This is a genomic window from Blautia sp. MCC269 (genome assembly GCF_018785655.1).
Taxonomy (GTDB): Bacteria; Bacillota; Clostridia; order Lachnospirales; family Lachnospiraceae; genus Blautia_A.
In genome coordinates this window covers 1-26,387 of the sequence record NZ_WQQE01000013.1, presented here as the reverse complement: position 1 = coordinate 26,387, position 26,387 = coordinate 1, and the positions used below count along the sequence as shown (strand labels likewise).

The following is a 26,387-nucleotide window of genomic DNA, read 5'->3' as shown; positions in this document are numbered from 1 at the left end:
CTGACATTTATAAAGTTCCTTTAAGAACATTTTCCAACTGTTCATCAGATAGATCAACATGATAGAAAAGATTAAAAAACTCACGTATTTCTTCATTAACATCACATTTGATGTATTCTGGATAAACCACTGCGGAGAGCCAACGCATACCAATCAGACGATTGGGTCCGGCCGGACGATCCACCCAGCTGAACGGTGCATTTGGAGTTCCATAAACTTTGTTATCCTGTACCGCTTTTAACGAAGCGTAGTCTGGATTGCTCAGAATATCTTCTGCTGCAGAGTTTCCGCTTTTGTCTGCTTTTGGTTCACCATTTACAACGATCACATCTGGATTCCACGCAAGAAGCTGTTCAGCTGAAATCTGAACGCGAGATCCGTCTCCAAGTTCCAGATCTGCAACATTGGTTACATTGACCGCATCAAGGATCTGTGCATGCTGAGATCCTCTAGGTGCAGTTTCCAGAGAATCCTCTCCATTGCCAAAATATACACTGACCTTCTCGTCTTCCGGGATATCCGCAAGTGAAGCAATATCTGTAAATATCTTCTCTGAATACTCAGCAAGCTCTTCTGCATGATCCTCTACGCCAAGAAGTTCACCCATAAATCGAAACGCCTCTGCCGAATTATTGAGTTCGTTATCCACTGCAATAACCGGGATTCCCAGACTTTTCGATAACGTATCACAGTCAGAAACCATTGCATCATTGATTTTGCCACAATTAAGTGCAATTGTAGGATTAGCAGCAATTACAGCTTCATAATTGATCGCATCTCCCATTCCAAAATTCGGAAGATCATGATATTTTTCCAGAATAATTGACTTCTCAACGTCATTTAATTCATAATTCCATCCCAGAAGTTTATCAGGTGCAACCATATACATAAAAATTGCAGCAACCGGGCCTGTCGAAAAAACAGATTCTATATCTTCTGCTGCCGGGACAGTAACCTTTCTTCCAGCCATATCTGTGATCTCACGTGTTTCCCCGGTTTCCTGTGTTTCAGTCTGCTCCTCACTCTGTGTTGTCTCTTCCGAAGCCGCTTTTGTTTCCGAATAACCTGCAAAAAGGCTGACTGTCATCACGAAGCATAACAGCAACGCCAAAAGATGTCTGTGCTTTTTGTTCATAAATTCTCTCCCTTCTTTTCTCCATATTCAGTCAGATTTGACGTTTATTAAATTGACTATACAACTTTTTCGCATTATAATATATATGCGAATAGTTTTCAAAAGCAATTCGCTTTTTTCTGAGTATAGCGCCATAAACTCAGTTAGTCAAGTTACACAAGGTGAGTGATCATGAATTTGACAGATAACGCTAAAGAAATAAATACCACCCAGCGAAAACATCATCGTCTGTTACTGACAGTTATGCTGGTAATTTTATTTATAATTATAATACTTTCCTTTGGAGTCGGATATTATCCGCTTACGCCTTCTCAGGTACTGAAAGCATTTTTATCAAAATTTGGTTATAAGGGAGATATTTTGCCGCAGGCAGCTACCATATTCTGGAATATCCGTCTGCCGCGTATCCTCTCCGCTTTATTTATTGGAGTTTCCCTTTCAGTAGCAGGTTCCACTTATCAGGGAATGTTTCGCAATCCGCTGGTATCTCCGGACATCCTTGGTGTTTCATCCGGTGCCAGTCTTGGTGCTGCTTTTGCTATTTTAAACGGAGCTTCAAACTGGGTGATTCAGCTTTCTGCTTTTGCAGGCGGTGTGATTGCAGTTGCCGCATCCTACCTCATCAGCCGAAAGTCTGCACACTCTCACACACTCAGTCTTGTACTGACAGGAACTATGATCATGTCACTCTGCAATGCGGGCGTAACCATGATCAAATACATTGCAGATCCCAATGACGTTCTTCAACAGATCACCTTCTGGCTCATGGGCAGTCTGACCAAGACTACTATGAATTCTTTTGTATGGAGTGTCATTCCAATGATCATTGGACTAAGTATGATCTTTATTTTTCGCTGGCAGATCAATCTGCTCACTTTAGATGAAGAAGAAGCCAGAAGTCTTGGAATAAATATTCGTAAATATCGTCTGATTTTTATCATTGCTTCAACCCTACTCAGTGCTGCAGCTGTTTGCCTTGGCGGCCTGATCGGATGGGTGGGATTAATGATTCCACATCTGGCACGCGCACTGGTAGGCGTGGATTATAACCGACTGATACCTGCAAGCGCTATGCTTGGCGGCGGATATCTGATACTGGTTGATGACATTGCCCGCTCCATTTTATCCATGGAACTTCCACTTGGTGTTGTTACAAGCATCATGGGTGCTCCATTTTTTATCTATCTTATTATCAAACGAAGGGAGCGTGCATAGTTTATGCTTCTGACAATAGAAAATGTTTTTGGCGGTTACGGAAATGGAGATGTTTTAAAAGGTATCAGCTGCAATGCCGACTATGGTGATGTACTTTGCCTGCTTGGCCCTAATGGCTGCGGAAAAACAACTCTCTTCCGCATGATGCTGGGAACCCTTCCTGTTACTGATGGAAAAATAGCCATTGACGGAAAAAACATTCATGACTTTACAACGAAGGCACTGGCAAATATGATCGCCTATATTCCTCAATACCATTCCCCCGTATTTGCCTATACCGTTCTTGATGTCGTAATTATGGGACGTGCTTCCCATTTTTCGGCTTTTGAAACCCCAAAAGAACCTGACCGTGAGGCTGCTTTCTCTGCATTGGAAAAAGTAAATGCACTGCATCTTGCCAACAAGAAATATACATCTTTAAGTGGCGGACAGCGACAATTGGTTTTAATTGCCCGGGCCATCTGTCAGTCTGCAAAAATCTTTATCATGGATGAGCCGGCAGCAAATCTGGATTATGCAAATCATCAGCTTCTCATGAATGTAATTTCAGGACTTGCCCGTCAGGGATACTGCATTATCATGTCGACACACAGCCCTGAGCACCCTTTTTCTGTCGGTACTAAGGTTCTCCTCATGAAAACAGGAAAAGTCGTTGGATTCGGCACTCCCAAGGAGGTCATTACATCTGAAACACTACAATCCGTATATGATATTGAAATGGATGTTATAACAGCACATGACCGTTACGGATGTGAACGGACCATCTGTTTACCTGTAAATAATTCATGAAGCAGTTTTCAGGGAGGAGCTTAAATGAATTCTGTATTGGATTACTTTATTTCTCTGCAGGAATCTCAGTCTGCAGATATGAATGAGCAGTCGGTAGAAATGTGGAACAGACGTGCAGAATTTTGGGAAAATGCACGCAAAAAGAATCAAAAAGGAAATGAACGTGTTGTCAGTGCAATAAATTATCTCGAACAAAAGGGACTTCTTGACAAAAATTATGATGTGGCAGATATCGGATGCGGACCCGGCCGTTTTGTTGCTGCCTTTGCCAGGCACGTACATAAAGTAGTCGGACTTGATATCTCCGACAAAATGATCTCACACGGAATGGAACATATTCAAAAAGAAGGATTAAGTAATGCCTGTCTTTATGTATGTGACTTTCAAAAATTAGATATCGAAAAAGCAGGTTATAAACATGCCTTTGATCTTGTATTCAGTTCAATGACCCCCGCACTCCATGGTATGAACGGACTGATGAAGTCCATTGAAATGAGCCGGGCATGGTGCTGTAACACCACACATCTTGAAAGACGGAACTTACTCCGGGAACAGATCATGCAGGATGTATTTGGCCGACAACTAACGCCTCAGTGGAATGGTCGATGGTTTTTCTCTCTTTTTAATATATTATTTTTACTTGGCTATGATCCTGAAACAAGCTATGAAAAATCTCACCGCGAAACCTGGGTAACTCCGGACGAACAATACATTGACTTTCTTATGGAACACATGCTTCCATCTGAGGAACACACACTGGAAAATGTACATAAGATCACCGACTGGATTCACACCCATTTAAATGAAGACGGACAAATCAAAGAAGTCACACATTCCGCTTATGGAAGAATTCTCTGGGATGTTCGAAACAAAACAGTTCGACCTGATTACAGAACTGTCATAAATGATAGCATGGCAAAATAATCGGTATTACTACAAAATAAAAAGGAATTCTGATATGGCTCGACATATATTTTTAACCGGAAAAAAACAGATTGGTAAATCTACGTTGCTTCAAAAAATATTAAAGAATTACCAGGGAACTGCAGACGGATTTCTGACCGTACGGACAAAAGAATATCTGGGAGATCAGTATTCTGTCCATATGTATCATCTGACAGAATCCAGAGATCCAAATGAACAGAATCTTCTGTTTGTGTGCGGAAAAGCCAATGAGCATACTGCAGATACTTTCAATTGTCTTGGTTGCAGGATTCTTTCCATGTGTTCTGACTGTTCCCTGCTCATTATGGATGAGCTTGGTCCACATGAGGCAAAAGCTGCTTTATTCCGTGAGGAAATCTTACATCTTCTTGATGGACAGATTCCTGTTCTTGGCGTCTTACAGGAACCTGCAGAAGCCTGCTGGCCTGAAATAGTAAATCATCCAAATGTCGAGATAATTACACTTTCCGAAAGCAACCGAAATAATTCCTCTTTGTGTGAGCATATTCTGTCGGATTTTTGAGCCTTCAGGATCACTGTTTCATTCAGGCTGTCCAGATTACTGGTCGGTTCATCCAGCAGAATAAGCAGAGCATCATGCGAAAGTGTTCTGACCAAACTGGAGCTGCTTGTGATTGATGATTTCGGTCTTATGGAACTCGATCTTGATAAATACCGGGATCTCTTTGAAGTCCTTGATACCAGGGATGGCAGGAAATCAACTGTAGGTATCTCGCAATTTCCAGCCAGTACATGGTTCGATATGTTTGCCGATAACACCTACGCTGATGCGTGCCTTACATGTATCACCAATAAGCACCATATGTGTCGTCTAGAGATGAACGGTATAAATATGCGTGAAACAGAATGAATATATTCCTGTGTTTTTTGCATTACTCACAAACTCAATCCAATCGATAATCTTTCTTTTATATTCGGATCATGATTTTTGCCATAAATTCACCATCCTTATATGTAAAGCTGCTGGCACCACCATTTCTTTCTGTGATATGGCGTATGGATTGAATTCCTATTCCATTTCCCGAATGTTTTGTAGACTGAAAAACACCATTCTTTTCCAGTATCTTTGCATCGAAATTATTTTCAGCCTGAATCAGAAGAATATGTGTATGATGCAAATACATCTTTATAACAATCTTTCTTCTGGAATCTTCTGTCTTCAGACTTGCCTCTATTGCGTTTTCCAGAAGGTTTGAGAGCACCAGACATATATCCATCTCATCCCCGGCAAAATTCTCTGGAATATCAATCTGTGCCAGAAAAGGAATACCTTCTTGTTTTGCATGATCCGAATAATATCCAAGTATACTGTCTACGGCCTGATTATCGCAGAAATGGAAATCAAAACTTGGCATTTTTCTGTCGGCACTGGAAAGATATTCTTTAATTTTTTCCATATCACCTTTTTCTGCCAATGCAGCCAGCTGAAGATAATGATGCCGGATATCGTGACGTACCTGTCTTGTCTCTTCAATAGCCGCACAAAGATTGTCATATCTGGAGCGCTGCAGAGAAAGGAAATGATTTTCCTGCTGAAGCCTTGCATTTTTATTCAGACTTAATGCCATCATAAGAAATATCGCATAAAAGAGAGTCAGAATTATTAAAAGAACAATACTGACTACTATGTAAATCTGTAAAATCTGCCCTGTATATAAAGTACTCTGATATTTTGGGACCATGAATTGATTTAATCCGATAAAAATCAACGGCAGGATCCAGAATATATACCACGTCTGAGCGAAATTTTCATCTGCTATCAGAATCCGTACCATATGCGTGGCAGGATACCATGCAATCAATACAAAGCTCAGACAGATGAGATTATAAAAAATCCCTGCTTTCACACATAACCATAATTGTTTTTCTGCGATATCAGGTTCAAAGATCATAATAGCATTTACTGCCCTGGACAGACTTTTTACGCACGCAAAAACAGCACAGACTGCCAGAAAAATACTACTGGATTTCCAAATGGAGATCTGAAGAGTTTTATGATAAAGCAGCATGAGAAACAGCAATACAGGAATCAAAAACAAAGTAGTCATAATCTGAAAATAATAACAGACAATACCTCCTGACAGGCTGATTCCCAAAAGCAGCGGAAACATCCATAATCCAAGTTTAAAAGGAGCCTGCCTCAGGCAGGCCTTTACCGGCAGATATGCAAGAAGCATACCCGGAATAATTACAGCAATTTCCAATATCGGACGCATTATTTCACTCATTTTTATTTTCCTCACTGAAACAAAAATTCCATAAAAGTCTGCCTTGCATTTTTAAGCAGCTTACGACTGACAGGAATATTATTATCATCATCCATAAGAAACATACTTCCATCAAAATCAACCGCATGCTCCAAATTGATAACAATCCCTCTATTGCATGAATAAAAGCGAGAATCCATTTTCAGCGAAGCCGTAAATGCCTCAAAAGACTGACGGGTGAGCATCTCCTTTCCACCCGTAGTGTGTATATGGATCATGTGTGAAAAATGTTCTGCGTAAATAATATTTTTAAAAGGGATCTGTATGTTACTTCCATTCACTTTTACATCAATGTACTTTCCAGAATCTGGAATTCTGGAGAGTATTTCATCAAGCAGTGTTGAAATTTCTTTTTCGTTATATGGTTTTACAAGATAATGCAGTGCCCTGACTCTGAATCCTTCCAATGCATGATCTGTGGATGTGGTAGTGAAAATCAGGAAACAATCTGAATCTGACATTCTAAGTTCTCTTGCAATTTCAATTCCATTTGCGCCATTCATATAAATATCCAAAAACACTACGGTAAAAGGGCGTTCTTTTGCTGCCGCCAGAAATTCTTCTCCTGATTCAAACTCAACGAAATCACCAGGAATATTCCTTTTTGAAAGCTGGTTACTAAGCCATCCATACAATACCGCACGCTCTTCTTTTATATCATCGACAATCGCAATTCTCATAGTCGCTCCCCCTTCATGTTTCTGAAACATATAAAGAGTATAGCATAATTTTTTTATCCAATCCATGAAAGTGTTTTTGCAATTCGTGCCATTTTCTGCTGTTTCGTGACAGAATTCTTGAAATTCTTCTTACTTTTCATATAATAAAACAAACGAATATCCCTCACAATAACTTACTTGATTCCACTAAATATGCTTTTAAATATAGGTGAAAGGAGGAGATTTGTGTATCGTATTGCAGTATTAACTGATTTAAAACATGAAGGGGAACATTACGCAAAAGTAATTAATGATTACTGCATAAATCAAAAGCTTTTTCCATTACTTGAAACTTATCAGAATCAGGAAGTTTTTTTTAAAGAGATACAAACACATGTACCAGATATTGTACTTCTTGTACTACCTGGAATAGATGGACTCAATGCGGCAGAACATCTGCGCTCCTTATTTCCTGGCTGTGGAATTATCTGGTGCAGCAATTTAGATTTTTCACTTCATGCTTTCAGGCTTCGTGTAGAATACTTTTTTCTGGAACCAGTGAGGGACGATGAAATCCAGGAAGGTCTCAGAGCCTGGTTCAGATTGAAAAAAACAATCATTTAAACAATATAATTTCAGGAGGAAAATGAATGAAGAAAAGAACTTTATTCCTTGCAATGACAGCATTAATGATCACTATGACATCTGGAGGCAGCCTGACTGCCGTATATGCCGATGAAATACCAACAGAAGCAGCCGAAACCTCTGAATCAACAGAATTACCAATAAAATCTCTGACAGCCAAAATAGTGGATGAAAATCCTTATATGGCAAAAAGTGATTCCAATATTCACCATGACTGCTACAATACTGACTCTACAGATGAAGTGCTTCCTGTTGATATCTATTCAGAAATCAATGTTTCTTATGAGAAGACAAATCCAAATGCTTCTCCTGCAATCTTTTTTGACACTTACGGACATGCCGTAGTTCCGTTCCTTGGCGGGCTCGCCATTCGCGACATCAATGCTGATGAAACTCAGACACTGGGCTGCTTTTCTCCAAAACAGCATGATGGTGGTGGTTATATGATCCAGAGTTCCTATTCCTTTGTCGATGAGAGCAACCGTCTGGTATGTCCTACCAGCAACAATCATGTTCTTATGCTGAAGGCAACTGATGACGAAGGTAATGTCCTTCCTGAATTTGAAAAGGTACTTGATATTGATATAAAAGCAGCTGCCGAAGAAAAACTTGGAAAAACACTGGATCAGAATCTTCTTTCTGTCGTATTTGATTATGATGGAAATCTGTGGTTTGCAACAGGTGGATTCCGTATTTATCCTGATCGAAAACAGCAAGGGGCAGTTGGTTATATTTCCCGGGCGGCCATTGATTCTATTCTGAACGGTGAAGAAATAAACCTGTCAGATGCCGTATTTGTATACGAATTAACTCCTGGTGAAGGTGCAGAAAACGGAATTTCTGCTTCAAAAGATGGCGCTGTAATCCTTACAAATACAAACTGTTATCTGTTCCAGGCAGATAATGGAATAAATAAAGTATGGCAGACTGCTTATGAAAGTGTCGGTGCCAAAGAGAGCAAAGAAGGAGATTCTACAACCGGTGGCTGTCTTGCATGGGGAAGTGGATGTTCCCCATCTTTGACAAAGGATCTTGTTATGTTTACAGACAACCAGAACCCGGTAAATCTGCTTGCACTGGACATGAAAACCGGTGAAACAATGGCAACCATGCCAGTCATCGATGAACTTCCTGAGGATGTACAGGTATCTGTTGAAAACTCAGCAATCGTATACGATAACGGATCCGGAACAGTAAGTACGATCGTGTGCAACTGGTTTGGTGCTGGAAGTGCCAACCTTGGGAAAGAAGACAGCGACTCATCCATACAGAGCTATGAAAATATTTATGATGTAAACTGGTTAAGACAGGGAAACAGCATGATTGCTCCTGGTGTGGAACGCGTAGATACAATAAAAACAGATGATGGTTATGAAATGAAGAGCATCTGGTGCAGAAGTGATCTCTCTGACACTTCTATGCTGAAGCTTTCTACCGCGACCGGATACATTTACGGTTATGTTCAGGATATGGAAACCAGCATGTGGCAGTATATTATGCTTGATTTTGAGACCGGTAAAACTGTGTTCACGATGAATGTATCAAATAAACCTGGATATAATAACATGGCGATTGGCATGTATGCAGGAAACAGTGGAAATGCCCTCTATTGTCCAACCGGATATCTTGAACTTCTGAGATTACAGGATCGATTTGTATATCTTCCGGAAATGCCTTATCGTAAAGTCAATCTGGACAAGGCTAACCGAAACGTTTTAAGTCAGGATAAGTTTGAGGCTGATGGCGGACAGGGAACTGTAACAGGATGGCTGAATACTGTCACAGTTGAAAATGTTCATCCAAATACTACGGTTGCTCTGCGTATGAAGGGTATATCCGGAGAAACTGGAAGTCTTAAACTTTATTCCTATGAAACAGATGGTTCTTTAAAAGAGGTCCCTGCAGAATTGTGGCATATTCAGACAGAAGCTGGTGAAACACCAGATACTTTATCTGACAATATATTATACGAAGTTCACTTTACCGTACAGGATAATGAAGCGTTTGATCTTTGCGAAGAGGAAAAAGAAATTAAAATCTCAGCTGTACTTGGAAACGCATAAACAAAACTTGTATCGGGAGTATCCCAAATGCTTTGACTGCAAATCCATGGATACTATCTGCTGCCAGTTCCTGATTACCAGATTCTCCAGACACACTGACAGAATCCACGTGATCCTCGTTAACGACACACTTGGATATTGATTTGACAACTACAAGAAGCCGGAAAATCAGTAATGAAAAACTGATTTTCCGGCTTCTTATCATATGTTGTTGACTCCTTAAATTTCAGTGGTTATCAGCACATTCCTATTCCCGCACTTCAAGCCACTGGTCAATGTTCCCAAAATGTACCGCCTGCAGGTTATCTACATCAACCAGTTGCGGAAAGCTGTTTCTGATGATCAGGACACCATTTTCCTTATCCTGTTTTTCTCCACCGCCAGCGATGCCTCCCATGGTCCTATCAAGTGTTAAAACCGTTCCATCTTTATAACGCACCTGGTCAATACTAGTTCTGGCATAAAGATCCATGCCATAGTCCGTACCTGCGTACTCAAATTTGTTTTTTTCATCTTCATACACCTTCATAGCTTCATCATAATCAAGATATAATGACCATAAAAGGGGCGTTACTTCCATTTTTTTCACTGTGATTTCATAACCTCCAAAATCACATTTCCGGTTCACTTCCAGAGTTGTCTGAGGCTTTACTGCACCCAAGGTCCATTTAAAGTCCCATGTTCCATCTGTAATGACTGTCTTATCATAATCTTCTTCCTCCGTAAGATTCTTTAATGTGATTTCTACTGTTTTATTACTCAGATCATAATCACTGTCATAAGATATATAGGCGTTAAAATGTTTAAGATGCGCAGAATTTTGATCTGTTTTCAGTAATTCATCCTGTCCTACCCCAGTATTGAAACTTCCAAATCTGTTATCGTCCACTGCATATACTTCTTTTCCATCGATCTTAAAATGTGTCATCTCCTCAAAAGAAGTATGATCAGTCATAGAAATACTGTCCTCTGTTTTCACTTCAAAAAAAACATACAGGAATCCCTGATCCTGAACAGAATCTGTCAGGGTAACCGTCACACCATTTTGTGTTACAGACTGGTCTATATTCTGAATATAAGTTGATTCCTGCAGTGTCTCCTGCTGTTCCTCCGATGGATCTAGTCTTTTCACCAGGTAATCATTCCATTTAAAGAACTCTTTTGCAGCCACAGTAACAGCCATAGCAGCACAGATCACCGCTGCCACAATTAATACACGGCCACGTATCTTCTTTCTCTTATATCTTTTACCTGCAACATCTGCTTCATCAATCTGCTGCAGCGTCTCTTCAAACTTTTCGTGAAAATCATACGGTACTTCTGGTGCTATATCTTTCCATTTATTTTCTAACATGGCATTTTCCCCTTTCCTGTCACTTTATCCGACATTTTACTGTTCTTCCTGGCAGTTGGTGGTTTTTCCTCATTAGAAAGCTGTTCTTTTAAAGAATCTCTTGCCCTGGAAAGTTTGCTTTTGATCGTTCCTGTCGGGATCTCCAGAATTTCACTAATCTCTTTTTGCGAAAAAAGACTTCACAAGTACAATATCTTATACAACCCTAAAAGAGATGCCTGGTACACTGCCAATCCCCAGAACTATGACAAACGAATTCAACGAAAAACCCGCGGTGAATTGTTGGATGCATTAAAGCCATACTATATAGAAGCCACTTCCACTTGCCTACAGGATATCTTTGAGGAATGGCTGAACTACAAAAGAACTATCACTGACAGTCCTAACACTATCTGTGCCCACAGAAAACACTGGAAAAGATTTTTTGACGGAACTGATTTCTTTCAGATTCCCTTACAGGAAATCAAGGTCTCGGATATCAATTCCTGGGCCAACCAGTTGATCAAAAAATATAATTTATCCAGTCACGCCTGGCAGACGATAAAAACCATTCCAAAACAGATGTTTGAGTATGCGAAAGACCATGGATATATTGCCAGTAATCCATTTCCTGAACTCAAGGTAACCGTTAAATTCCGTCAGGTGTCTAAACCAACCAGTGAAACTCAAGTTTACAATACCAACGAATATCATAATATCATTGAGGATCTCTGGAAATCATACGACAAGAAACATGAAGCACGCTTTTTGTCCATCGTTTGCAATTTTCTGATGGGATTACGTGCCGGAGAATTGTGTGCCCTTCGCTGGCGAGATCTGAACATGGACAAGTGGGAAATATCAATTATCCAGGAAATGGTACATATGGATGCTACAGAGCTGAGTAATCCTTATTATGATGTGTATAAGACTTCCGGACAAATTGTTATTCTTCCTGGTCAGGAAGGTAGAAAAGGTGTGTATGTATTGCTTGATCATACCAAGACTCATACAGAGCGTGTCATTCCTGTTGTACACAAAGCTCAGGAGATTTTTCAATTATTAAGATCAAATGCTCCTGATGCCCAACCTGATGACTTCATCTTCGGATATGGCAGCAAATATTTAAATCTCCGTTCAATTAACAGTATGCTGGAATACGCCTGCAAGCATATTTGTACCGACGTAAAGCGCAGTCACAAGCTGAGAAAGACTTACGCAAGCCGACTGAACGCAGCCGGTCTGCCTCTGGATCAGATCCGTGCCTGCCTCGGCCACAGCAACACCGCAACAACATTAGGATACATCTATAATCCACTGACTCCGGAGGAAAGTCTGAGTATCATGGAGAAGGCATTTGCAAACTGATTTCACCCGAATTTTCCTTGTCACAGGAAGTCACAGGTTCGAGCTCAAATTCACAAACACAAAAAAAGCCGGAAACCATTGATTTTTCAAGGTTTCCAGCCTTTCGACATAGCGTGCGTTAGAGGATTCGAACCCCCGACCTTTTGGTCCGTAGCCAAACGCTCTATCCAGCTGAGCTAAACGCACATCTTTGTTGCTTTTCCTTTGTGATATTTCGTATCACCGCTGCAACAATATGTATGATACTCTAAGGCCTGTAAAATGTCAAGGGTTTTTTGAAAGTTTTTTTATTTTTTTTTAAAAATATTTTTTATTGCTATTTTTGATGCAAAAGCAACAGTTTTCTAGTTTCTTCTGAGTGCCTCAATAGGACTGAGTTTGGCTGCTTTTCTTGCCGGATAGATTCCGAAGAATACACCTACTGCACAGGAGAATAATGTTGCCGCCAGGATGGTTCCCAGACTGATCCCTGGTGTGATGGTGGTTCCCATACTGTTTCCGATCACCGCACAGATCACATGACCCCCTGCGATGCCAAGCACAATGCCGATCAGGCCACCCATGATGGTCAGGATCGCTGCCTCAGCAAGGAACTGAAGCATAATGGAAGAAGTCTTTGCCCCAAGGGATTTACGGATGCCGATCTCCCTAGTACGCTCTGTGACGGACACCAGCATGATATTCATAACACCAATACCGCCTACCAGAAGGGAAATTCCCGCAACAAAAGAAATAAATGCGGTGACCATTCCAAGCATCTGGTTCATGGATTTCATGATATCCTGGAAGCTCTGTACCTGGAAATAATCGTCTCCGGCACACTGATGGCGTCTCTCCAGAAGATTTACGATCTTATCTGCCACCACCTGGGAATCCAGATTTTTATCTGCCTGGACTGTGATCTGATAAAACTCACCGGTACTTCCTGTAAAGTCATCCATGGCCGTATAAGGCACGTTAATGGACACAGGCATGCCATCATAGGTATAGCTGACAAAAGTGCCGTTCTCCTTCTGTGTGGTAACTCCGCAGATGCGGAACGTTTTGGTCAGATCATAGCAGGTGACATCCAGAGTCATTCCCACTACATCGTCCGTTCCAAAAAGCCGCTTCGCATCAGCATCGGAGATTACGCAGACATTTTTTCCCTCTTCCACCTCTTTCTGCCCGAAATAGCTTCCGTACTTCATAGAAGCATTGTCCACCAGTTTTGCATCCTGAGCCTCTCCGGTCACAGTCAGATTAAAATCACCTTTTCCGGTTACAGTCTCACCGATATAGGAATCTGAAACATTGACACCTTCCACGCCATCCAGTTCCCGGACTGCATCAATATCCTCCGGCTGGATCCAGACATCATCTGCAGTGGCATCATCGCTGCAGTAAACCGCGATCTGACCGCCGCCGATATCATTGATCTCACTGTTCATCTGATTCTTGGTTCCCTCACCAATGGAAACAATGGCGATCACCGACGCGATACCGATGATGATACCCAGCATGGTAAGAAACGATCTTCCCTTATTGGCCATAATATTGTGGATCGCCATTTTGATATATTCATAAATATTACTCATTGGCAGTCTCCCCTGTCTCTGCTGCACTGTCAACATCCGCTGGCGCTGCCTCTGCGGTCATTCCCTCTTCCAGGGAACCCAGATCCTCGATGACCTCGTCTCCTGCCCTGATTCCATCTGTAATTTCAACAAAATCCTCGGAGCTGATTCCCGTTGTGATATCCTGTTTTGTGATCACACCATCTTTCAGCACATAGCAGAAAGAACCATCTTTACCGATATTTACCACACCTGCCGGAAGCGTAACTACATCTTCAGCCTTTTCCGCATAGATCTTCACCTTTGCGTCAACACCGAGGAAAATATCTTTATCCGGTTTGTCAATGCTGACGGTAGCTGCGATCAGAGTAGAACCTTTCTCATTGGTTATCGCAATGTGGCTGATCTTTGTCACTTTACCAGTATATTTCTTATCACCAATGGTGATATCCGCAGTCTGGCCTTCTTTTACCTTTGCATAATCATACTTGGATACATTGATATCCACGCTGACTTTATCTGTATTCTGCAGGGTAAAAAGTTCCATTCCCTGTGTCACTGCCGCGCCCTGCTGCACTGCAGACTTGGAAATAACGCCATTAAAATCTGCCGTGATGCCTTTTTTTCCTTCTGCAACAAGTTCTTTTGCGGATTTGGCATCCAGTTCTGTAAGATTATTGCTGACACGCAACTTCTCTTTTTCCTCCTTTGTAAGGCTGGTGGAATCTGCCTCTGCAATGGATTTCTGTGTCGCAAGATCAGACTGAAGATCTGCCAGATCAGAACTTGCCTGCTCAATGGCATTCTCAATTCCTGAAGTATCCACAGATGAACCTGTGGAAGCAGCGGATACACTTCCCTGGTCTGTCAGATCCTGTCCATCGTCCTGTGTTCCGTCTGTAACAAAATCTTCCCCTCCTGCACTGCTGTAATCCGAATATTCCGGCATTTTCGGCTGAGCCGCCTTTTTATCCTCGTAAGCTTCTTTCGCCGCCTGACAGTCGATCTCAGCCTGGCTTCTTGTACTCTCCGCTTCATCCAGTGCCTGAGCATTCTCATCACTCTGGTCTACCTGCCACTGGGCAAAAGCCATCTGGTAATTATTATCCGCCTGGTTATACTCGCTCTGCGCCTTAATATAGGCAGCATTCAGCTCGCCCAGTTCTTTCTGATACTGGGGAAGCGTTTCATTCTGATATGTAGTAAGCGCTGCCGCATATGCTCTCTGGATTTCTGCCTCCTGGGCTGCCTGAGCATCGGCTTTTGCCTGGGCTTCCGCCTGAGCCTGGGCCTGTGCGTCTGCTGCTGCCTGCGCCTGTACAGATGCCAGCTGAGATTTCAGTGATGCCAGATAGTTCTGCTTATCTTTCACCTGCTGTTCCAGACTGGAAGCTTTTGATTTGGCGTCATTCTGTTTCTGCTGTGCCTCATCGGATTTATTGATGGAATTTTTGTAATCATACTCTCCGGATTTCACATTCAGTTCTGCCTTCTGATTATCTCTCTCCAGATCTTTCAGCTCAAATTCCACAAGTTTTGTGCCCTTTGAGACAGAATCACCTTCTGCAAAAGATACGTTTTTTATCTGCGCGTTTACCGGTGAATAAAAAGTTTTCTGTTCATCACTGACCACCGTTCCGGTTGCGTCCACGATTTCTTCCACATCTCCGGTTTCCGCCTTTGTAACTGAAACCTGAGGAATCTGTGCCTCACCGCGGCTTCCTCCCGCTACTGCGTAAACACCGCCTGCTACAACAGCAACTGCCGCCACACCGATCACAAACTTTTTCCCTTTTTTCATTTCTGTTAAGCCTCCTCGATGAATTCCTCATTAATCATATCTGATTCAATTTTTCCATCCATGATCCGGACCACTCGTTTGGCCTGAGCCGCAATTCCATTATCATGGGTGATCAGAATCAAAGTTTCTCCGGATCTGTGCATTCCCTTCAGAATTTCCATAATTTCCCGGCTGGATGCAGAGTCCAGATTTCCGGTTGGTTCATCCGCCAGAATCACCGGCGGCTTGGCAGCAATGGCTCTTGCAATGGCCACACGCTGCTGCTGTCCTCCTGACATTTCGTTTGGTTTATGATCCATACGCTTCTCAAGTCCGACTTTTTTGAGGGATTCCACAGCAAGTTTTCTTCTTGTTTTCCGGTCAATCCCACGATAGATCAGAGGAAGCTCCACATTTTCTATTGCAGTAAGATTTGCAATCAGGTTAAAACCCTGAAAGATAAAACCGATCTCCTTATTTCGTACCACCGAAAGATCATTATCTTTCATTGTGGATACGTCTGTTCCATTCAGATAATATTTCCCGGAGGTGGGAACATCCAGACAGCCCAGCATGTTCATAAATGTAGATTTTCCGGATCCGGACTGTCCGATGATAGCCACAAATTCACCTTTATGGATCTCCAGGTTCACATGATCCAGCGCCCGCACCTCATTTTCTCCGGGATTGTAGACCTTGCACAGATCCACTACCCGTACCAATGCTTCTTCCATAATTAAAGTACTCCTTCTAAAGTAAACCAGACTCAGGAAAGCCACACTCACTGCTTATTACTTTTCGCAACCCCGCAGGGGACTTACTTGATTTGGTTAAAAAATACAGAGCGAAGTCTGCAGGGGATACTGCTGTTTATGGTCGGAACAATCCGCACCAAAACAGCAGCAGGCAGACTGCTCTGTCATTTCCGGGAAAACCCCGCTCATTAATCTGTAACGAAAAGATCACCTGAATGTCTTCAGAACTGACACATTTTTATGCATCAAGTAAAAATGCTTTATATGCTTTGTATGCCTCATACACATCCGCCTTGCTGGTAACTTCCCACGGAGCATGCATACTCAGCACAGCCACACCGCTGTCAATGACTTCCATTCCGTAAAGTGCCGCAATATAAGCGATGGTTCCGCCGCCACCAAAATCGACTTTTCCAAGCTCCGCTGTCTGGAAAGCAACATCATGATCATCAAAGATCCTGCGTACTCTTGCCACATACTCTGCGTTGGCATCGTTGGAACCGGATTTTCCTCTTGCTCCGGTGAACTTGTTAAGAACAATGCCGCGTCCCAGATATGCCGCATTCTTTTTCTCAAAAGCCTCTGCATAAGCCGGATCATAACCTGCGCTTACGTCAGAAGAAAGCATGCTGGAATTGCGAAGTGCACGTCTTAAGGCAAGCTCGGAATAGCAGCCCATTCCATCCAGAAGCTCTGCCACACTGTTCTCAAAAAATCTGGACTGCATACCGGTGGCACCAACGCTTCCGATCTCTTCCTTATCTACAAGGAGACAGCATCCGGTACGTTTCGGTGTCTCTTTCATCTCCAGCATTGCCGCAAGAGAAGTATAGGCGCATACACGGTCATCCTGTCCATATGCCGCGATCATGCTGCGGTCAAGTCCACAGTCTCTGGCTTTTCCTGCCGGAACGATCTCCAGCTCTGCGGAAAGAAAATCTTCCTCTTCAATACCATATTTTTCATTCAGGATATTCAGAACGTTTTGTTTTACAGCATCTTTTTTCTTATCATCCGGAAGGTCCGCAAGAGGTCTGCTGCCGATCAGGATATCCAGCTTCTCACCCTCAATAACCTCAGCAGCCTTTTTCTGGAGCTGTTTTCCGGAAAGGTGGATCAGAAGATCTGTGATGTAAAGTACCGGATCTTCCTCATCCTCACCAATGCTGACCTCCACAACACTGCCGTCCTTCTTTGCAACAACACCATGCATGGCAAGTGGAAGTGTCACCCACTGATATTTTTTCACACCGCCGTAATAATGGGTATCCAGATAAGCAAGGTCTGTATCCTCATACAGTGGATTCTGCTTCACATCCAGCCTCGGTGAGTCAATATGTGCACAGAGGATACTCATGCCTCTGGAAAGTTCTTCGCATCCTACATGGAACAGGGCGACGATCTTCTTCATTCCTACTGCATAAACCTTGTCACCGGCTTTGATCTTCTCGCCTTTTTCGATCTTGGACTCAAGGGATTCGTATCCGGCAGCTTCTGCTTCCTTCACGATCTCTGTAACGCATTCACGCTCTGTTTTTCCTTTATCCAGAAATTCTCTGTAGGCTTTTGCAAGATTCTCCATTTCTGTCTCTTCTGCTTCCTTGTAGGAGAGCCACGCATTTCTTCTTTCCATCTTCATGTTCCACCTTTCTTTATAACTTCTGACAGATACCGTTTCTCATCATATTATCTGCAATCTGTCTACTATTATAGGTCAAACACTTATGAATTTCCACCGCAATTGACATTCTTTACAAAATCTTTATGATTCGTTATAGTAGTTCTTAAGAATTAGCCCTGTCTGACTTTACCAGGGCAAAGGAGGAATCAACATGCAATCATCTGCTCAGTTAAAAGAGCTTCTTCACAGCATCAACCGCAAAAGTTATCCCGCATACAAGTCCCTGCGGGGTGCATACCAGTTTGACCGTTACATTTTGTCTATTGACCACGTACAGGGAGATCCTTTTGCATCTCCGTCTCATATCAGCGTGAAACTTTCCCACCGTGACACCGGATTTCCGGGAGAATATTACAAGGATTCCCTGACCCGTATCACACTGGGAGATTTCCTGAACCGACAGTTTGAACAGCAGGTAAATCATTATACCTTCCGTGCAAAAGGCTCCGGAAAAAGTGGCCTTATCTCCGTCAGTCACTGTGGTCAGGAAGTTCTTGCGCGTACTGCCTGCGAGATTACGGAAAAAGGCATCACTGCCCGGTTTTTTATCGGTTTCCCGGCCAATGGCAGAACCATCAACTCCCCCGAACTGGAAAAAATCCTCTTCGATTTTCTCCCGGTCTGCGTGCATAAAGCGTTCTTTTACCGGAACCTTGACGTCAGCCGTCTGAAAGAAGCCATCGAGCTCGCCGAAGACCAGGAATATATCCGCCAGGAACTTGCGAAGCGTTCCCTGGCTGCTTTTGTAAACGATGGAGCCATCCTTCCCAGGGAAAGCGGCATCTCTTCCCGCCCGATGAAAAATTCCGTTCCTTTTGTTTCTCCGGAAAACCTGCGGATTTCCATGGATCTGCCCCACAGAGGAACCATCACAGGCATGGGCATTCCCTGCGGCATCACATTGATCGTAGGCGGCGGCTACCACGGCAAGTCTACCTTGCTTAACGCACTGGAACTGGGTATTTACAACCATATTTCCGGTGATGGCCGTGAATATGTTATTACCGATTCCTCTGCCCAGAAACTCCGCTCTGAAGATGGCCGTTTTATCAAAGATGTAGATATTTCTCTTTTTATCAACGATCTTCCAAACAAAAAAGACACCCTCTGCTTTTCTACAGAGGATGCCAGCGGCAGCACTTCCCAGGCTGCCGGGATCGTGGAAAGTATGGAAGCCGGAAGTAAAGTTTTTCTTCTTGACGAGGATACTTCTGCCACCAATTTTATGGTGCGGGATTCCTTCATGCAGCGCGTGATCTGCCGGGAAAAAGAGCCCATCACTCCATTTCTGGAACGTGCACGGGATCTCTATGAAAAGGCTGGGATCTCCACCATTCTGGTTGCCGGAAGCTCCGGAGCATTTTTCCACATTGCGGATACTGTGATCCAGATGGATAATTATCATCCTGTAGATATCACAGCAGTTACCAGAAAACTCTGTCAGGAATATCCGCTCTCAGACGTTGAAACACCAGCGTTTTGCCTGCCGGAAAGCCATCGTGTCATGACCAGAGCCAAAGCAGCTCCATCCCGCCACAGCCGCCCGGGCCAGCCGGAAAGACTGAAAACCAAAGTTCACGGCAAAGACGGCTTCTCTATTGGAAAAACGGAAATGGACCTCCGCTATGTGGAGCAACTGATCGACTCCGAGCAGACAGCTTCTCTGGCATTGCTTCTGAAGTATGCCTGTGAACATCTCATTGACGGAAAACGTACTCTGCCGGAGATCGTCACTTATCTGGATTCCCAGCTGAAAAAACAGGGCCTGGATTTCTTCTCTGAGGGAAGCTATATTCCATGTGGTTATGCCATGCCAAGGATCCAGGAGATCTATTCCTGTTTCAACCGTTACAGAAGACCGTAAATCAAAACCACCGTCCTGTCGGCTCTGTCTTGCCAACGGAACGGTGGTTTATCTTCATACATATTTTAGGGAAAGGAAAGAGTTTTTCTTAAGAGCTTCTGTTCTCTTAAGATGTTTATATCATACAGGATAAATGTGAGAGAAATTTGTACAATTTCTAATAAATTTATAAATTTTATTAACGAAGTCTAACCATTTCCCAAAATAATCCTGTTGACCTTTATTTTCTGTTGTATTCCGGAAAATTCCCGGGATATTACGGCCTTTTCTTTCTCTCTTTAATCATGTCTCTGCTCTTTATTATCATAGGTCTCACAGAATCTGGCAGCAAAGGCCGGTGGCTCCTGATGGGCATACAGATGTGAGATATCCCCAAAAGAACTCATACGGAAGGATGCGATTCCTTTTCTTCTCTCCTCCGTTACGATGGTGCTCACCGATGACGGCGCCGCACAGAAATTCTGCAGCATGACCAGTGGAGAAATGCTGAGAAGATAACTGATCAACACACAGCTTACTCCGAAATGGCAGAAGAACACAAGGGTATCCTCGTTGGCTTTCTCCGCTCTGTAGTAATGTCCCTCACGCACATAACCATGTTCTGCCAGAACTTTATCAAAATTCTGTGTAACCCAGTCATACTCTTCTTTCATTTTTCCTTCTCTCAGGATATCATTATCCCACCAACGGTCAAAACTGTAGAAGTTCTCAATCTTCGTCCAGTCCTGGGGGAGCCAGTCCCAGGGAATGATCTTCTCCCCGTTCATATCCGGTCTTTTGATCTTTACGTCAAATTCTCTGAGCCACTTACATTCTGTGGCTGTTCTTCCGGTTTTCTTCAATGTGCAGGATGCAGTATCCTTTGCTCTTCCAAGTGGTGAGACATAAAAATCCCTGACATCAAGAGCAGCGATCTTCTCGGAAAGGAATTCCGCCTCTTTCCAGCCCTTTTCGGTCAGGGAATCTATTGTGTAATCCGGGTCGCCATGTCGTATAAAAAGTAATTTCATCTTTTGGTATCCTCCATTTTATAACCTGGATTTCCATTATATTCTTATTTTTTCAGTTGTCAATTCCTGATATACTCTGTGACACTGTGAAAGATCCTCTTAAGCCTGATCTGCAGCATCCTCTTTTGCAGATTCCTGCTGTTCTCTCAGCTCATGTACCGCTCTCTTCAGTGCCTGGAAACTCTCTTCACTGATAATGTGCTCAATCCTGCAGGCATCATGAAGTGCTGTCTTTTCCTGTACTCCCAGCATCATCAGCCAGGAAGAGATCAGCTGGTGACGTTCGTATACCTTGTCCGCGATCTTATGCCCTTCTTCTGTCAGACGGATATCTCCGTTGTCTGCTACTGTGATGAGATTTTTCTGGCGAAGATTCTTCATGGCAACGCTGACACTTGGTTTCTTAAAGCCCATTTCTGATGCAATATCCACAGCTCTTACAAGCGAACTCTTATTTCCCAGAATCAGGATCGTCTCCAGATAATCTTCCGATGATTCATTTGATCTCATGCTGTTTACACCTCCCTCGGTTTGTTGAAACTAACCAAGTTAATCATAGCATACTTCCGGAAAATGAGCAATGGTTTTCACAGAAAAAAAGCCTGACAGCCCAAAGCTGCCAGGTCTTTACTGATTCCTGTTTATTTCCGCTGCAACTGCAAGGAAACTCTGGCTGGAACAGATCTTTAACATTCTGAAAATCTCCAGGAACTTTTCTCTCGAATAATCACCTCTGAGCAATTCACTGTATCCCTGCAATTTCGTTTCTGCCAGAATATGTACCAGATCACCATCTGCTTCTTTTCCACATTTTTCCCTGAAATTTTCCTGAAGAAACTGCTCCATTTTGGTGCAGGTATCTTCCCGGAAATTATCATATCTGGTTCCTTCCGCCCCATCTATAAGGATTCTTGCGATATCCCGGTTTTCCCAGATAAATTCCATAAGAATCCTGTCATTTTCTTCTGGCTGCAACTGTTTTTCCTGATTGGAAAAATCCCCGGTAATCTCTTTGAGCTTTTCCACCGTTTCTTCCACGATCTCCTCAAAAAGAGCCGACTTGCTTTCAAAAAAGAAATATAGCGCTCCCGTAGTCACATCTGCTTTTTTGCAGATCGCCCGAAGAGAAGCCTTCAGAAATCCCCTGTCTCTGAATTCTTCCATTCCAGCTTCCAGAAGTCTGCTCCGCACAGCATTTTCTGTTTTTTCCATATTGTACGCACTCCATAATTTTTCCTGTTTTATCCGCATACAGGAAAATTCCGCTTGTTTCTGATCAGCTGTTAATTTTTTAGCAATCTGATCTTACTGGTATTTTACCGTAAATTACCCAAAAAAGAAAGTATTGATATATAAAATATTTAACCGAATCAGGGAAGTATCAGGCCATCATCGGGGAATCTCCACGGTCTGTGACGATCTCATATCCTACCGACTCCACACGTCTGGAAAGACATCCTCTGCACTCTGCCGCTTCCTCTCCCGTACAGATTTTGTTATCATAAAGTTCGTACTGTTTCCGGTTCTTCACAGGAGAAAGATTTGGCATTACCACATTGGCGCCTGCCTGGAAACCTTTTTCCCGACCTCTGGGATCCAGGGTTCCAAGTGCTGTGGTCGCCGGAAGAAGTACCTGTGGCAGCATAATCCGGATCACAGACAAAAGGAACAGCGTCAGATCCACACTTCCCGCAGGTTCCTCTGCAAATTTCGTATCATGATGTGGGATAAACGGTCCGATCCCCACCATATGCGGGTTCAGCTCTTTCAGAAAAACAAGATCCTCCGCCAGATGCTCCATGGTCTGTCCCGGGGCCCCTACCATAAAACCTGCTCCGATCTGATATCCAAGATCCTTCAGATCATAAAGACACTGTTTCCGGTTTGTAAGGCTTAAATTCTCCGGATGGAGATAGCGGTAATGTTCCTCATTGGCTGTCTCATGGCGGAGTAAATAACGGTCTGCGCCGGCTTCTTTGAACTTCTGATAACTTTCTTTTGATTTCTCCCCAATGGACAACGTAATGGCACAGTCCGGATATCCCTGTTTGATGGACTGGATGATATCCACCATTCGGTCATCGTTAAACCATGGATCTTCTCCGCCCTGGAGCACAAATGTCCGAAATCCCAACTCATAACCATTCTCACAGCACTTAAGGATTTCTTCCTTTGTAAGACGGTAACGGATGGCATTTTTGTTAGAACGGCGAATTCCGCAGTAATAACAGTCATTTCTGCAATAATTGGTAAATTCGATCAGACCTCTTGTATAGATTTTATTTCCAAAATATTTCTTCTGAATACGGACAGCTTCTTCCCGAAGCAGACGAACCGCATCTACATCCTGATATAACCGCAGAAGTTCCGGATATTCTTCCTTTGTCAGCTGTCCCTCTTTTATAAATTTTTCAACGATCCCCATACTTTATCTGTCCTTCTCTTTTATTTACAGAATTATCTATAGAAAATATTTTATCATAAAAAATCTGAACATTCTATAAAAAGAACTGTTTTTGCGGAGACAATTAAAAACAGATACTGCACAGTATAAGTAACTTGCAATATCTGTTCTTGCGGAATATCCAAATTTTAGATTTTATTTGATCAGATCTTTTACAACTTCGCCGGCAATAATCAGACCCACTACTGATGGCACAAAAGCGTTGCTTCCCGGTACCTGACGGCGCTGGGTACATTTTCTTTTCGTTCCCGGAGGACAGATGCAGTGAGATTTGCAGCTGATCGCCATGTCATCAATGGGAGTCATCGGTTTCTCCTGTGAATAAACAACTTTCAGTTTTTTGATCCCTCGTTTTTTCAGCTCACGACGCATGACCTTTGCCAGCGGGCAGACAGATGTCTTATAAATATCTGTCACCATAAAGCCGGTAGGGTCCATCTTATTTCCGGCGCCCATGGAGCTGATGATTGGTGTTCCTGAAGCTTTTGCCTGCTCTACAAGCATCAGTTTTCCAGTTACCGTGTCAATGGCATCGACCACATAATCATACTGGGAGAAATCAAAGGAATCTGCTGTCTCCGGCACATAAAATGTCTTATGGATATTTACAACTGCATCTGGATTGATTTCAAGGATACGGTCTCTGGCCACATCAACTTTATATTTTCCTACCGTTTTTCTTGTTGCATAAATCTGGCGGTTGATATTGGTAAGGCATACTTTGTCATCATCGATCAGATCCAGGGTTCCCACACCACTTCTCACCAGTGCTTCCACTGTATATCCGCCAACGCCGCCAATTCCGAATACTGCAACTCTGGAATTTTTCAGCTTTTCCATTCCTTCTTTTCCAATTAATAATTCTGTTCTTGAAAACTGATTCAGCATTTTCTGATTTCTCCTTATATTCTTTCCATATATATTTCTGCAGTTAACAGACTGATTTTATCCATGTCTGTCTGATTCGTTTTATAACTGTCAGGATTCTATCATGGGAAAATAACCTTGTCAATATCCCTACCAACACACTAGGAATATTTTCCTATTTCTGCAAACAAATCTTATGACACAAAAAAAGATTCCTGAAAAGGAATCTTACTGATACTGCGGGTAGCCGGACTTGAACCGGCACGGAGTTGCCCCCGAGAGATTTTAAGTCTCTTGTGTCTGCCTATTCCACCATACCCGCATATTCAATTAAATTGTTCAAAAATGGGGCCTATAGGGCTCGAACCTATGACCCTCTGCTTGTAAGGCAGATGCTCTCCCAGCTGAGCTAAGACCCCAAATATGAACGACCCAGAAGAGACTCGAACTCTCGACCTCCGCCGTGACAGGGCGGCGCTCTAACCAACTGAGCCACTGGGCCATGCAAAATATAAAACTTATAAAATGGACCTTCGGGGACTCGAACCCAGGACCGACCGGTTATGAGCCGGTTGCTCTAACCAACTGAGCTAAAGGTCCAAAAAGCCGATGATCGGACTCGAACCGATAACCTGCTGATTACAAATCAGCTGCTCTGCCAATTGAGCCACATCGGCGTATTAACACCAAATGTTGAATCGAGTCAATGAATATCCAATTTAGTTTTAAGTGACTCCAAGGGGATTTGAACCCCTGTTACCGCCGTGAAAGGGCGGTGTCTTAACCGCTTGACCATGGAGCCATATTTCGTATTTGTTTTTCGCTGTTTCGTATTTCCCTCAGCGACGAGTTAAATAATACCATACCTTTTTCATAATTGCAAGCTTTTTTTTGAAAAATTTCATTTTTTTTTACAAAGCTGTAAAACAGGCCGAAAACCCTTATAAAATAAGGCTTTTCGAGGGTTCTCCGTTACTCTTCGAAGCATCATCCTAAAAAATTTTTTCTGTTTTTTTCCAACATTGACATTATTTTTTCCCTGTATATAATTGAAAGTACAGCGACTTCTATCATAGTCAGTCGCCGAAAATTCATATGAAAGGATGACACTCAATAATGAAAGTTTTATTACTGAACGGCAGTCCGAGAAAAGAAGGCTGCACTTATACAGCACTTACAGAAATCGCAGAAACCTTAAAGAAGAATGGTGTGGAGGCTGAGATCTTCCAGGCTGGCGACCCTGCCCCTGAGAACGTTGCTGCCGCAGCTGCCATTATGAAAGAGGCTGATGCCCTTGTTGTTGGCTCTCCTGTTTACTGGGCTTCTCCTTCCGGCCAGATCATTGAATTTATGGATAAATTCGCTTCCAAAGCCGGAAAAGACATGATCCACAAACCAGCTGCAGCAGTTGCTTCCGCAAGACGTGCCGGTACTACTGCAACTCTGGATGTACTGATCAAATACTTTACCTACCATCAGATGCCAGTTGTATCCGGAAACTACTGGCCAATGGTTCACGGCAACACTCCGGATGACGTCAGAAAAGACGCCGAGGGCCTTCAGATCATGCGTACAGTAGGCAATAATATGGCATGGCTCTTAAAATGCATTGAAGCCGGTAAAAAGGCCGGTATCGAGGCTCCTGAGACAGAGCAGAAGATCATGACAAACTTCATTCGATAAATTGCGATCTCATTTTCCTTTGATTACAACAAGTAAAGCTCCTGTATAAGTACAAAAGCAGCAAATACTGAGCGGAAACTTGTCCAAAAAAGTAACGCCTGTGTATACAAATATTTTTCTGTATACGCAGGCGTTGTTTATATATCTACAATTTCTTTTATAAAATAAAAAAATCCCATAAACTTCACGTTTACAGGCAATAAAAAAGCTCCCCCTGTTGGACTCGAACCAACGACACTGCGGTTAACAGCCGCATGCTCTACCGACTGAGCTAAGGAGGAATACTT

General features: G+C 42.8%; 24 protein-coding genes, 8 tRNA genes and 1 pseudogene. 11 read left to right on the top strand and 22 right to left on the bottom strand.

Translation table 11 applies throughout. The features are described 5' to 3' along the window. Positions 1–7 precede the first annotated feature (7 nt). A complete protein-coding gene (locus GPK88_RS05020) occupies positions 8–1,135 on the bottom strand; it encodes an ABC transporter substrate-binding protein (protein ID WP_148445082.1) in 1,128 nt (375 codons plus the stop codon). Between the two features lie 171 nt (positions 1,136–1,306). Between GPK88_RS05020 and GPK88_RS05015 the strand changes: the two genes are divergently transcribed. The 5 genes from GPK88_RS05015 to GPK88_RS19575 all read left to right on the top strand — a co-directional run bounded on the left by GPK88_RS05015 (position 1,307) and on the right by GPK88_RS19575 (position 4,955). After that, positions 1,307–2,350, top strand: a complete 1,044-nt coding sequence (locus GPK88_RS05015) for a FecCD family ABC transporter permease (protein ID WP_148445083.1) — start codon at positions 1,307–1,309, stop codon at positions 2,348–2,350. A 3-nt stretch (positions 2,351–2,353) separates the two neighbouring features. Continuing rightward, on the top strand, positions 2,354–3,139 hold the full coding sequence (locus GPK88_RS05010) for an ABC transporter ATP-binding protein (RefSeq protein WP_118699498.1): 786 nt from the start codon (positions 2,354–2,356) through the stop codon (positions 3,137–3,139). A gap of 24 nt (positions 3,140–3,163) precedes the next feature. Continuing rightward, complete coding sequence (locus tag GPK88_RS05005) at positions 3,164–4,063, top strand: class I SAM-dependent methyltransferase (protein WP_173762686.1); 900 nt, start codon at positions 3,164–3,166, stop codon at positions 4,061–4,063. 34 nt (positions 4,064–4,097) lie between these two features. Beyond that, on the top strand, positions 4,098–4,607 hold the full coding sequence (locus tag GPK88_RS05000) for a nucleoside-triphosphatase (protein ID WP_227190589.1): 510 nt from the start codon (positions 4,098–4,100) through the stop codon (positions 4,605–4,607). A 129-nt stretch (positions 4,608–4,736) separates the two neighbouring features. Next, positions 4,737–4,955 carry an ATP-binding protein gene (locus GPK88_RS19575; protein WP_243111665.1) on the top strand — a complete coding sequence of 73 codons (219 nt, stop codon included), beginning with the start codon at positions 4,737–4,739 and terminating at the stop codon, positions 4,953–4,955. Between the two features lie 58 nt (positions 4,956–5,013). Here the strand turns inward: GPK88_RS19575 and GPK88_RS04990 are convergent, their stop codons facing one another. Together GPK88_RS04990 and GPK88_RS04985 are read right to left on the bottom strand one after the other, a co-directional pair. Further along, entirely contained in the window at positions 5,014–6,333 is a 1,320-nt protein-coding gene (locus GPK88_RS04990; RefSeq protein ID WP_148445085.1) for a sensor histidine kinase, read from the bottom strand. A gap of 11 nt (positions 6,334–6,344) precedes the next feature. Further along, positions 6,345–7,052 (bottom strand): LytR/AlgR family response regulator transcription factor, encoded by a 708-nt coding sequence (locus GPK88_RS04985; RefSeq protein ID WP_148445086.1) that lies wholly within the window; start codon positions 7,050–7,052, stop codon positions 6,345–6,347. Positions 7,053–7,277: 225 nt separating this feature from the next. On the opposite strand from GPK88_RS04985, the gene GPK88_RS04980 reads away from it, so the two are divergent. From GPK88_RS04980 to GPK88_RS19570, 3 genes and pseudogenes are all read left to right on the top strand, one after another. Continuing rightward, positions 7,278–7,655: a response regulator gene (locus GPK88_RS04980; protein ID WP_294411316.1), complete on the top strand. Its 378-nt coding sequence runs from the start codon at positions 7,278–7,280 to the stop codon at positions 7,653–7,655. A 26-nt stretch (positions 7,656–7,681) separates the two neighbouring features. Next, complete coding sequence (locus GPK88_RS04975) at positions 7,682–9,739, top strand: hypothetical protein (RefSeq protein ID WP_173762684.1); 2,058 nt, start codon at positions 7,682–7,684, stop codon at positions 9,737–9,739. 25 nt (positions 9,740–9,764) lie between these two features. Beyond that, positions 9,765–9,881 (top strand): annotated as a pseudogene (locus GPK88_RS19570) (lactate utilization protein); the annotation flags it as partial. Between the two features lie 105 nt (positions 9,882–9,986). Here the strand turns inward: GPK88_RS19570 and GPK88_RS04970 are convergent. Together GPK88_RS04970 and GPK88_RS19565 are read right to left on the bottom strand one after the other, a co-directional pair. Continuing rightward, positions 9,987–11,093 (bottom strand): DUF4179 domain-containing protein, encoded by a 1,107-nt coding sequence (locus GPK88_RS04970; protein ID WP_173762683.1) that lies wholly within the window; start codon positions 11,091–11,093, stop codon positions 9,987–9,989. Then, positions 11,087–11,251 carry a hypothetical protein gene (locus GPK88_RS19565; protein ID WP_148445175.1) on the bottom strand — a complete coding sequence of 55 codons (165 nt, stop codon included), beginning with the start codon at positions 11,249–11,251 and terminating at the stop codon, positions 11,087–11,089. The genes GPK88_RS04970 and GPK88_RS19565 overlap by 7 nt, the downstream gene beginning before the upstream one ends. A gap of 121 nt (positions 11,252–11,372) precedes the next feature. Between GPK88_RS19565 and GPK88_RS04960 the strand changes: the two genes are divergently transcribed. Continuing rightward, positions 11,373–12,440 (top strand): site-specific integrase, encoded by a 1,068-nt coding sequence (locus tag GPK88_RS04960; RefSeq protein WP_252197684.1) that lies wholly within the window; start codon positions 11,373–11,375, stop codon positions 12,438–12,440. Positions 12,441–12,552: 112 nt separating this feature from the next. On the opposite strand, the gene GPK88_RS04955 is transcribed toward GPK88_RS04960, so the two are convergent. From GPK88_RS04955 to GPK88_RS04935, 5 genes are all read right to left on the bottom strand, one after another. Continuing rightward, positions 12,553–12,626, bottom strand: a tRNA-Arg gene (locus GPK88_RS04955). Positions 12,627–12,784: 158 nt separating this feature from the next. Next, positions 12,785–14,017: an ABC transporter permease gene (locus GPK88_RS04950; RefSeq protein ID WP_173763174.1), complete on the bottom strand. Its 1,233-nt coding sequence runs from the start codon at positions 14,015–14,017 to the stop codon at positions 12,785–12,787. Continuing rightward, positions 14,010–15,797 carry an efflux RND transporter periplasmic adaptor subunit gene (locus GPK88_RS04945; RefSeq protein ID WP_195567700.1) on the bottom strand — a complete coding sequence of 596 codons (1,788 nt, stop codon included), beginning with the start codon at positions 15,795–15,797 and terminating at the stop codon, positions 14,010–14,012. The genes GPK88_RS04950 and GPK88_RS04945 overlap by 8 nt, the downstream gene beginning before the upstream one ends. Positions 15,798–15,802: 5 nt before the next feature. Then, the gene (locus tag GPK88_RS04940) at positions 15,803–16,510 is read right to left on the bottom strand and encodes an ABC transporter ATP-binding protein (protein ID WP_148445137.1); all 708 of its coding nucleotides are present in this window, start codon (positions 16,508–16,510) and stop codon (positions 15,803–15,805) included. Between the two features lie 259 nt (positions 16,511–16,769). Continuing rightward, entirely contained in the window at positions 16,770–18,164 is a 1,395-nt protein-coding gene (locus GPK88_RS04935) for an aminopeptidase (RefSeq protein WP_195567699.1), read from the bottom strand. Between the two features lie 199 nt (positions 18,165–18,363). On the opposite strand from GPK88_RS04935, the gene GPK88_RS04930 reads away from it, so the two are divergent. After that, a complete protein-coding gene (locus GPK88_RS04930) occupies positions 18,364–20,076 on the top strand; it encodes an ABC-ATPase domain-containing protein (protein WP_195567698.1) in 1,713 nt (570 codons plus the stop codon). A 278-nt stretch (positions 20,077–20,354) separates the two neighbouring features. On the opposite strand, the gene GPK88_RS04925 is transcribed toward GPK88_RS04930, so the two are convergent. The 11 genes from GPK88_RS04925 to GPK88_RS04875 form a co-directional block, all read right to left on the bottom strand. Then, positions 20,355–21,086 carry a histidine phosphatase family protein gene (locus tag GPK88_RS04925; RefSeq protein ID WP_148445140.1) on the bottom strand — a complete coding sequence of 244 codons (732 nt, stop codon included), beginning with the start codon at positions 21,084–21,086 and terminating at the stop codon, positions 20,355–20,357. 99 nt (positions 21,087–21,185) lie between these two features. Beyond that, positions 21,186–21,596, bottom strand: a complete 411-nt coding sequence (locus tag GPK88_RS04920) for a metal-dependent transcriptional regulator (protein ID WP_148445141.1) — start codon at positions 21,594–21,596, stop codon at positions 21,186–21,188. Between the two features lie 117 nt (positions 21,597–21,713). Next, the gene (locus tag GPK88_RS04915) at positions 21,714–22,298 is read right to left on the bottom strand and encodes a TetR/AcrR family transcriptional regulator (protein WP_195567697.1); all 585 of its coding nucleotides are present in this window, start codon (positions 22,296–22,298) and stop codon (positions 21,714–21,716) included. Between the two features lie 169 nt (positions 22,299–22,467). Further along, the gene (gene hydE, locus GPK88_RS04910) at positions 22,468–23,511 is read right to left on the bottom strand and encodes a [FeFe] hydrogenase H-cluster radical SAM maturase HydE (protein WP_173763169.1); all 1,044 of its coding nucleotides are present in this window, start codon (positions 23,509–23,511) and stop codon (positions 22,468–22,470) included. Between the two features lie 174 nt (positions 23,512–23,685). Further along, positions 23,686–24,438, bottom strand: a complete 753-nt coding sequence (locus GPK88_RS04905; RefSeq protein WP_118062057.1) for a tRNA threonylcarbamoyladenosine dehydratase — start codon at positions 24,436–24,438, stop codon at positions 23,686–23,688. 217 nt (positions 24,439–24,655) lie between these two features. Beyond that, positions 24,656–24,739: transfer RNA gene (locus GPK88_RS04900), tRNA-Leu, on the bottom strand. A 24-nt stretch (positions 24,740–24,763) separates the two neighbouring features. Further along, positions 24,764–24,836, bottom strand: a tRNA-Val gene (locus GPK88_RS04895). A 9-nt stretch (positions 24,837–24,845) separates the two neighbouring features. Then, positions 24,846–24,919, bottom strand: a tRNA-Asp gene (locus GPK88_RS04890). 24 nt (positions 24,920–24,943) lie between these two features. Then, a tRNA-Ile gene (locus GPK88_RS04885) sits at positions 24,944–25,017 on the bottom strand. A 4-nt stretch (positions 25,018–25,021) separates the two neighbouring features. Beyond that, a tRNA-Thr gene (locus tag GPK88_RS04880) sits at positions 25,022–25,094 on the bottom strand. Between the two features lie 53 nt (positions 25,095–25,147). After that, a tRNA-Glu gene (locus GPK88_RS04875) sits at positions 25,148–25,219 on the bottom strand. A gap of 314 nt (positions 25,220–25,533) precedes the next feature. Between GPK88_RS04875 and GPK88_RS04870 the strand changes: the two genes are divergently transcribed. After that, on the top strand, positions 25,534–26,100 hold the full coding sequence (locus tag GPK88_RS04870) for a flavodoxin family protein (protein ID WP_173763168.1): 567 nt from the start codon (positions 25,534–25,536) through the stop codon (positions 26,098–26,100). 208 nt (positions 26,101–26,308) lie between these two features. On the opposite strand, the gene GPK88_RS04865 is transcribed toward GPK88_RS04870, so the two are convergent. Continuing rightward, a tRNA-Asn gene (locus GPK88_RS04865) sits at positions 26,309–26,381 on the bottom strand. Positions 26,382–26,387 lie beyond the last annotated feature (6 nt).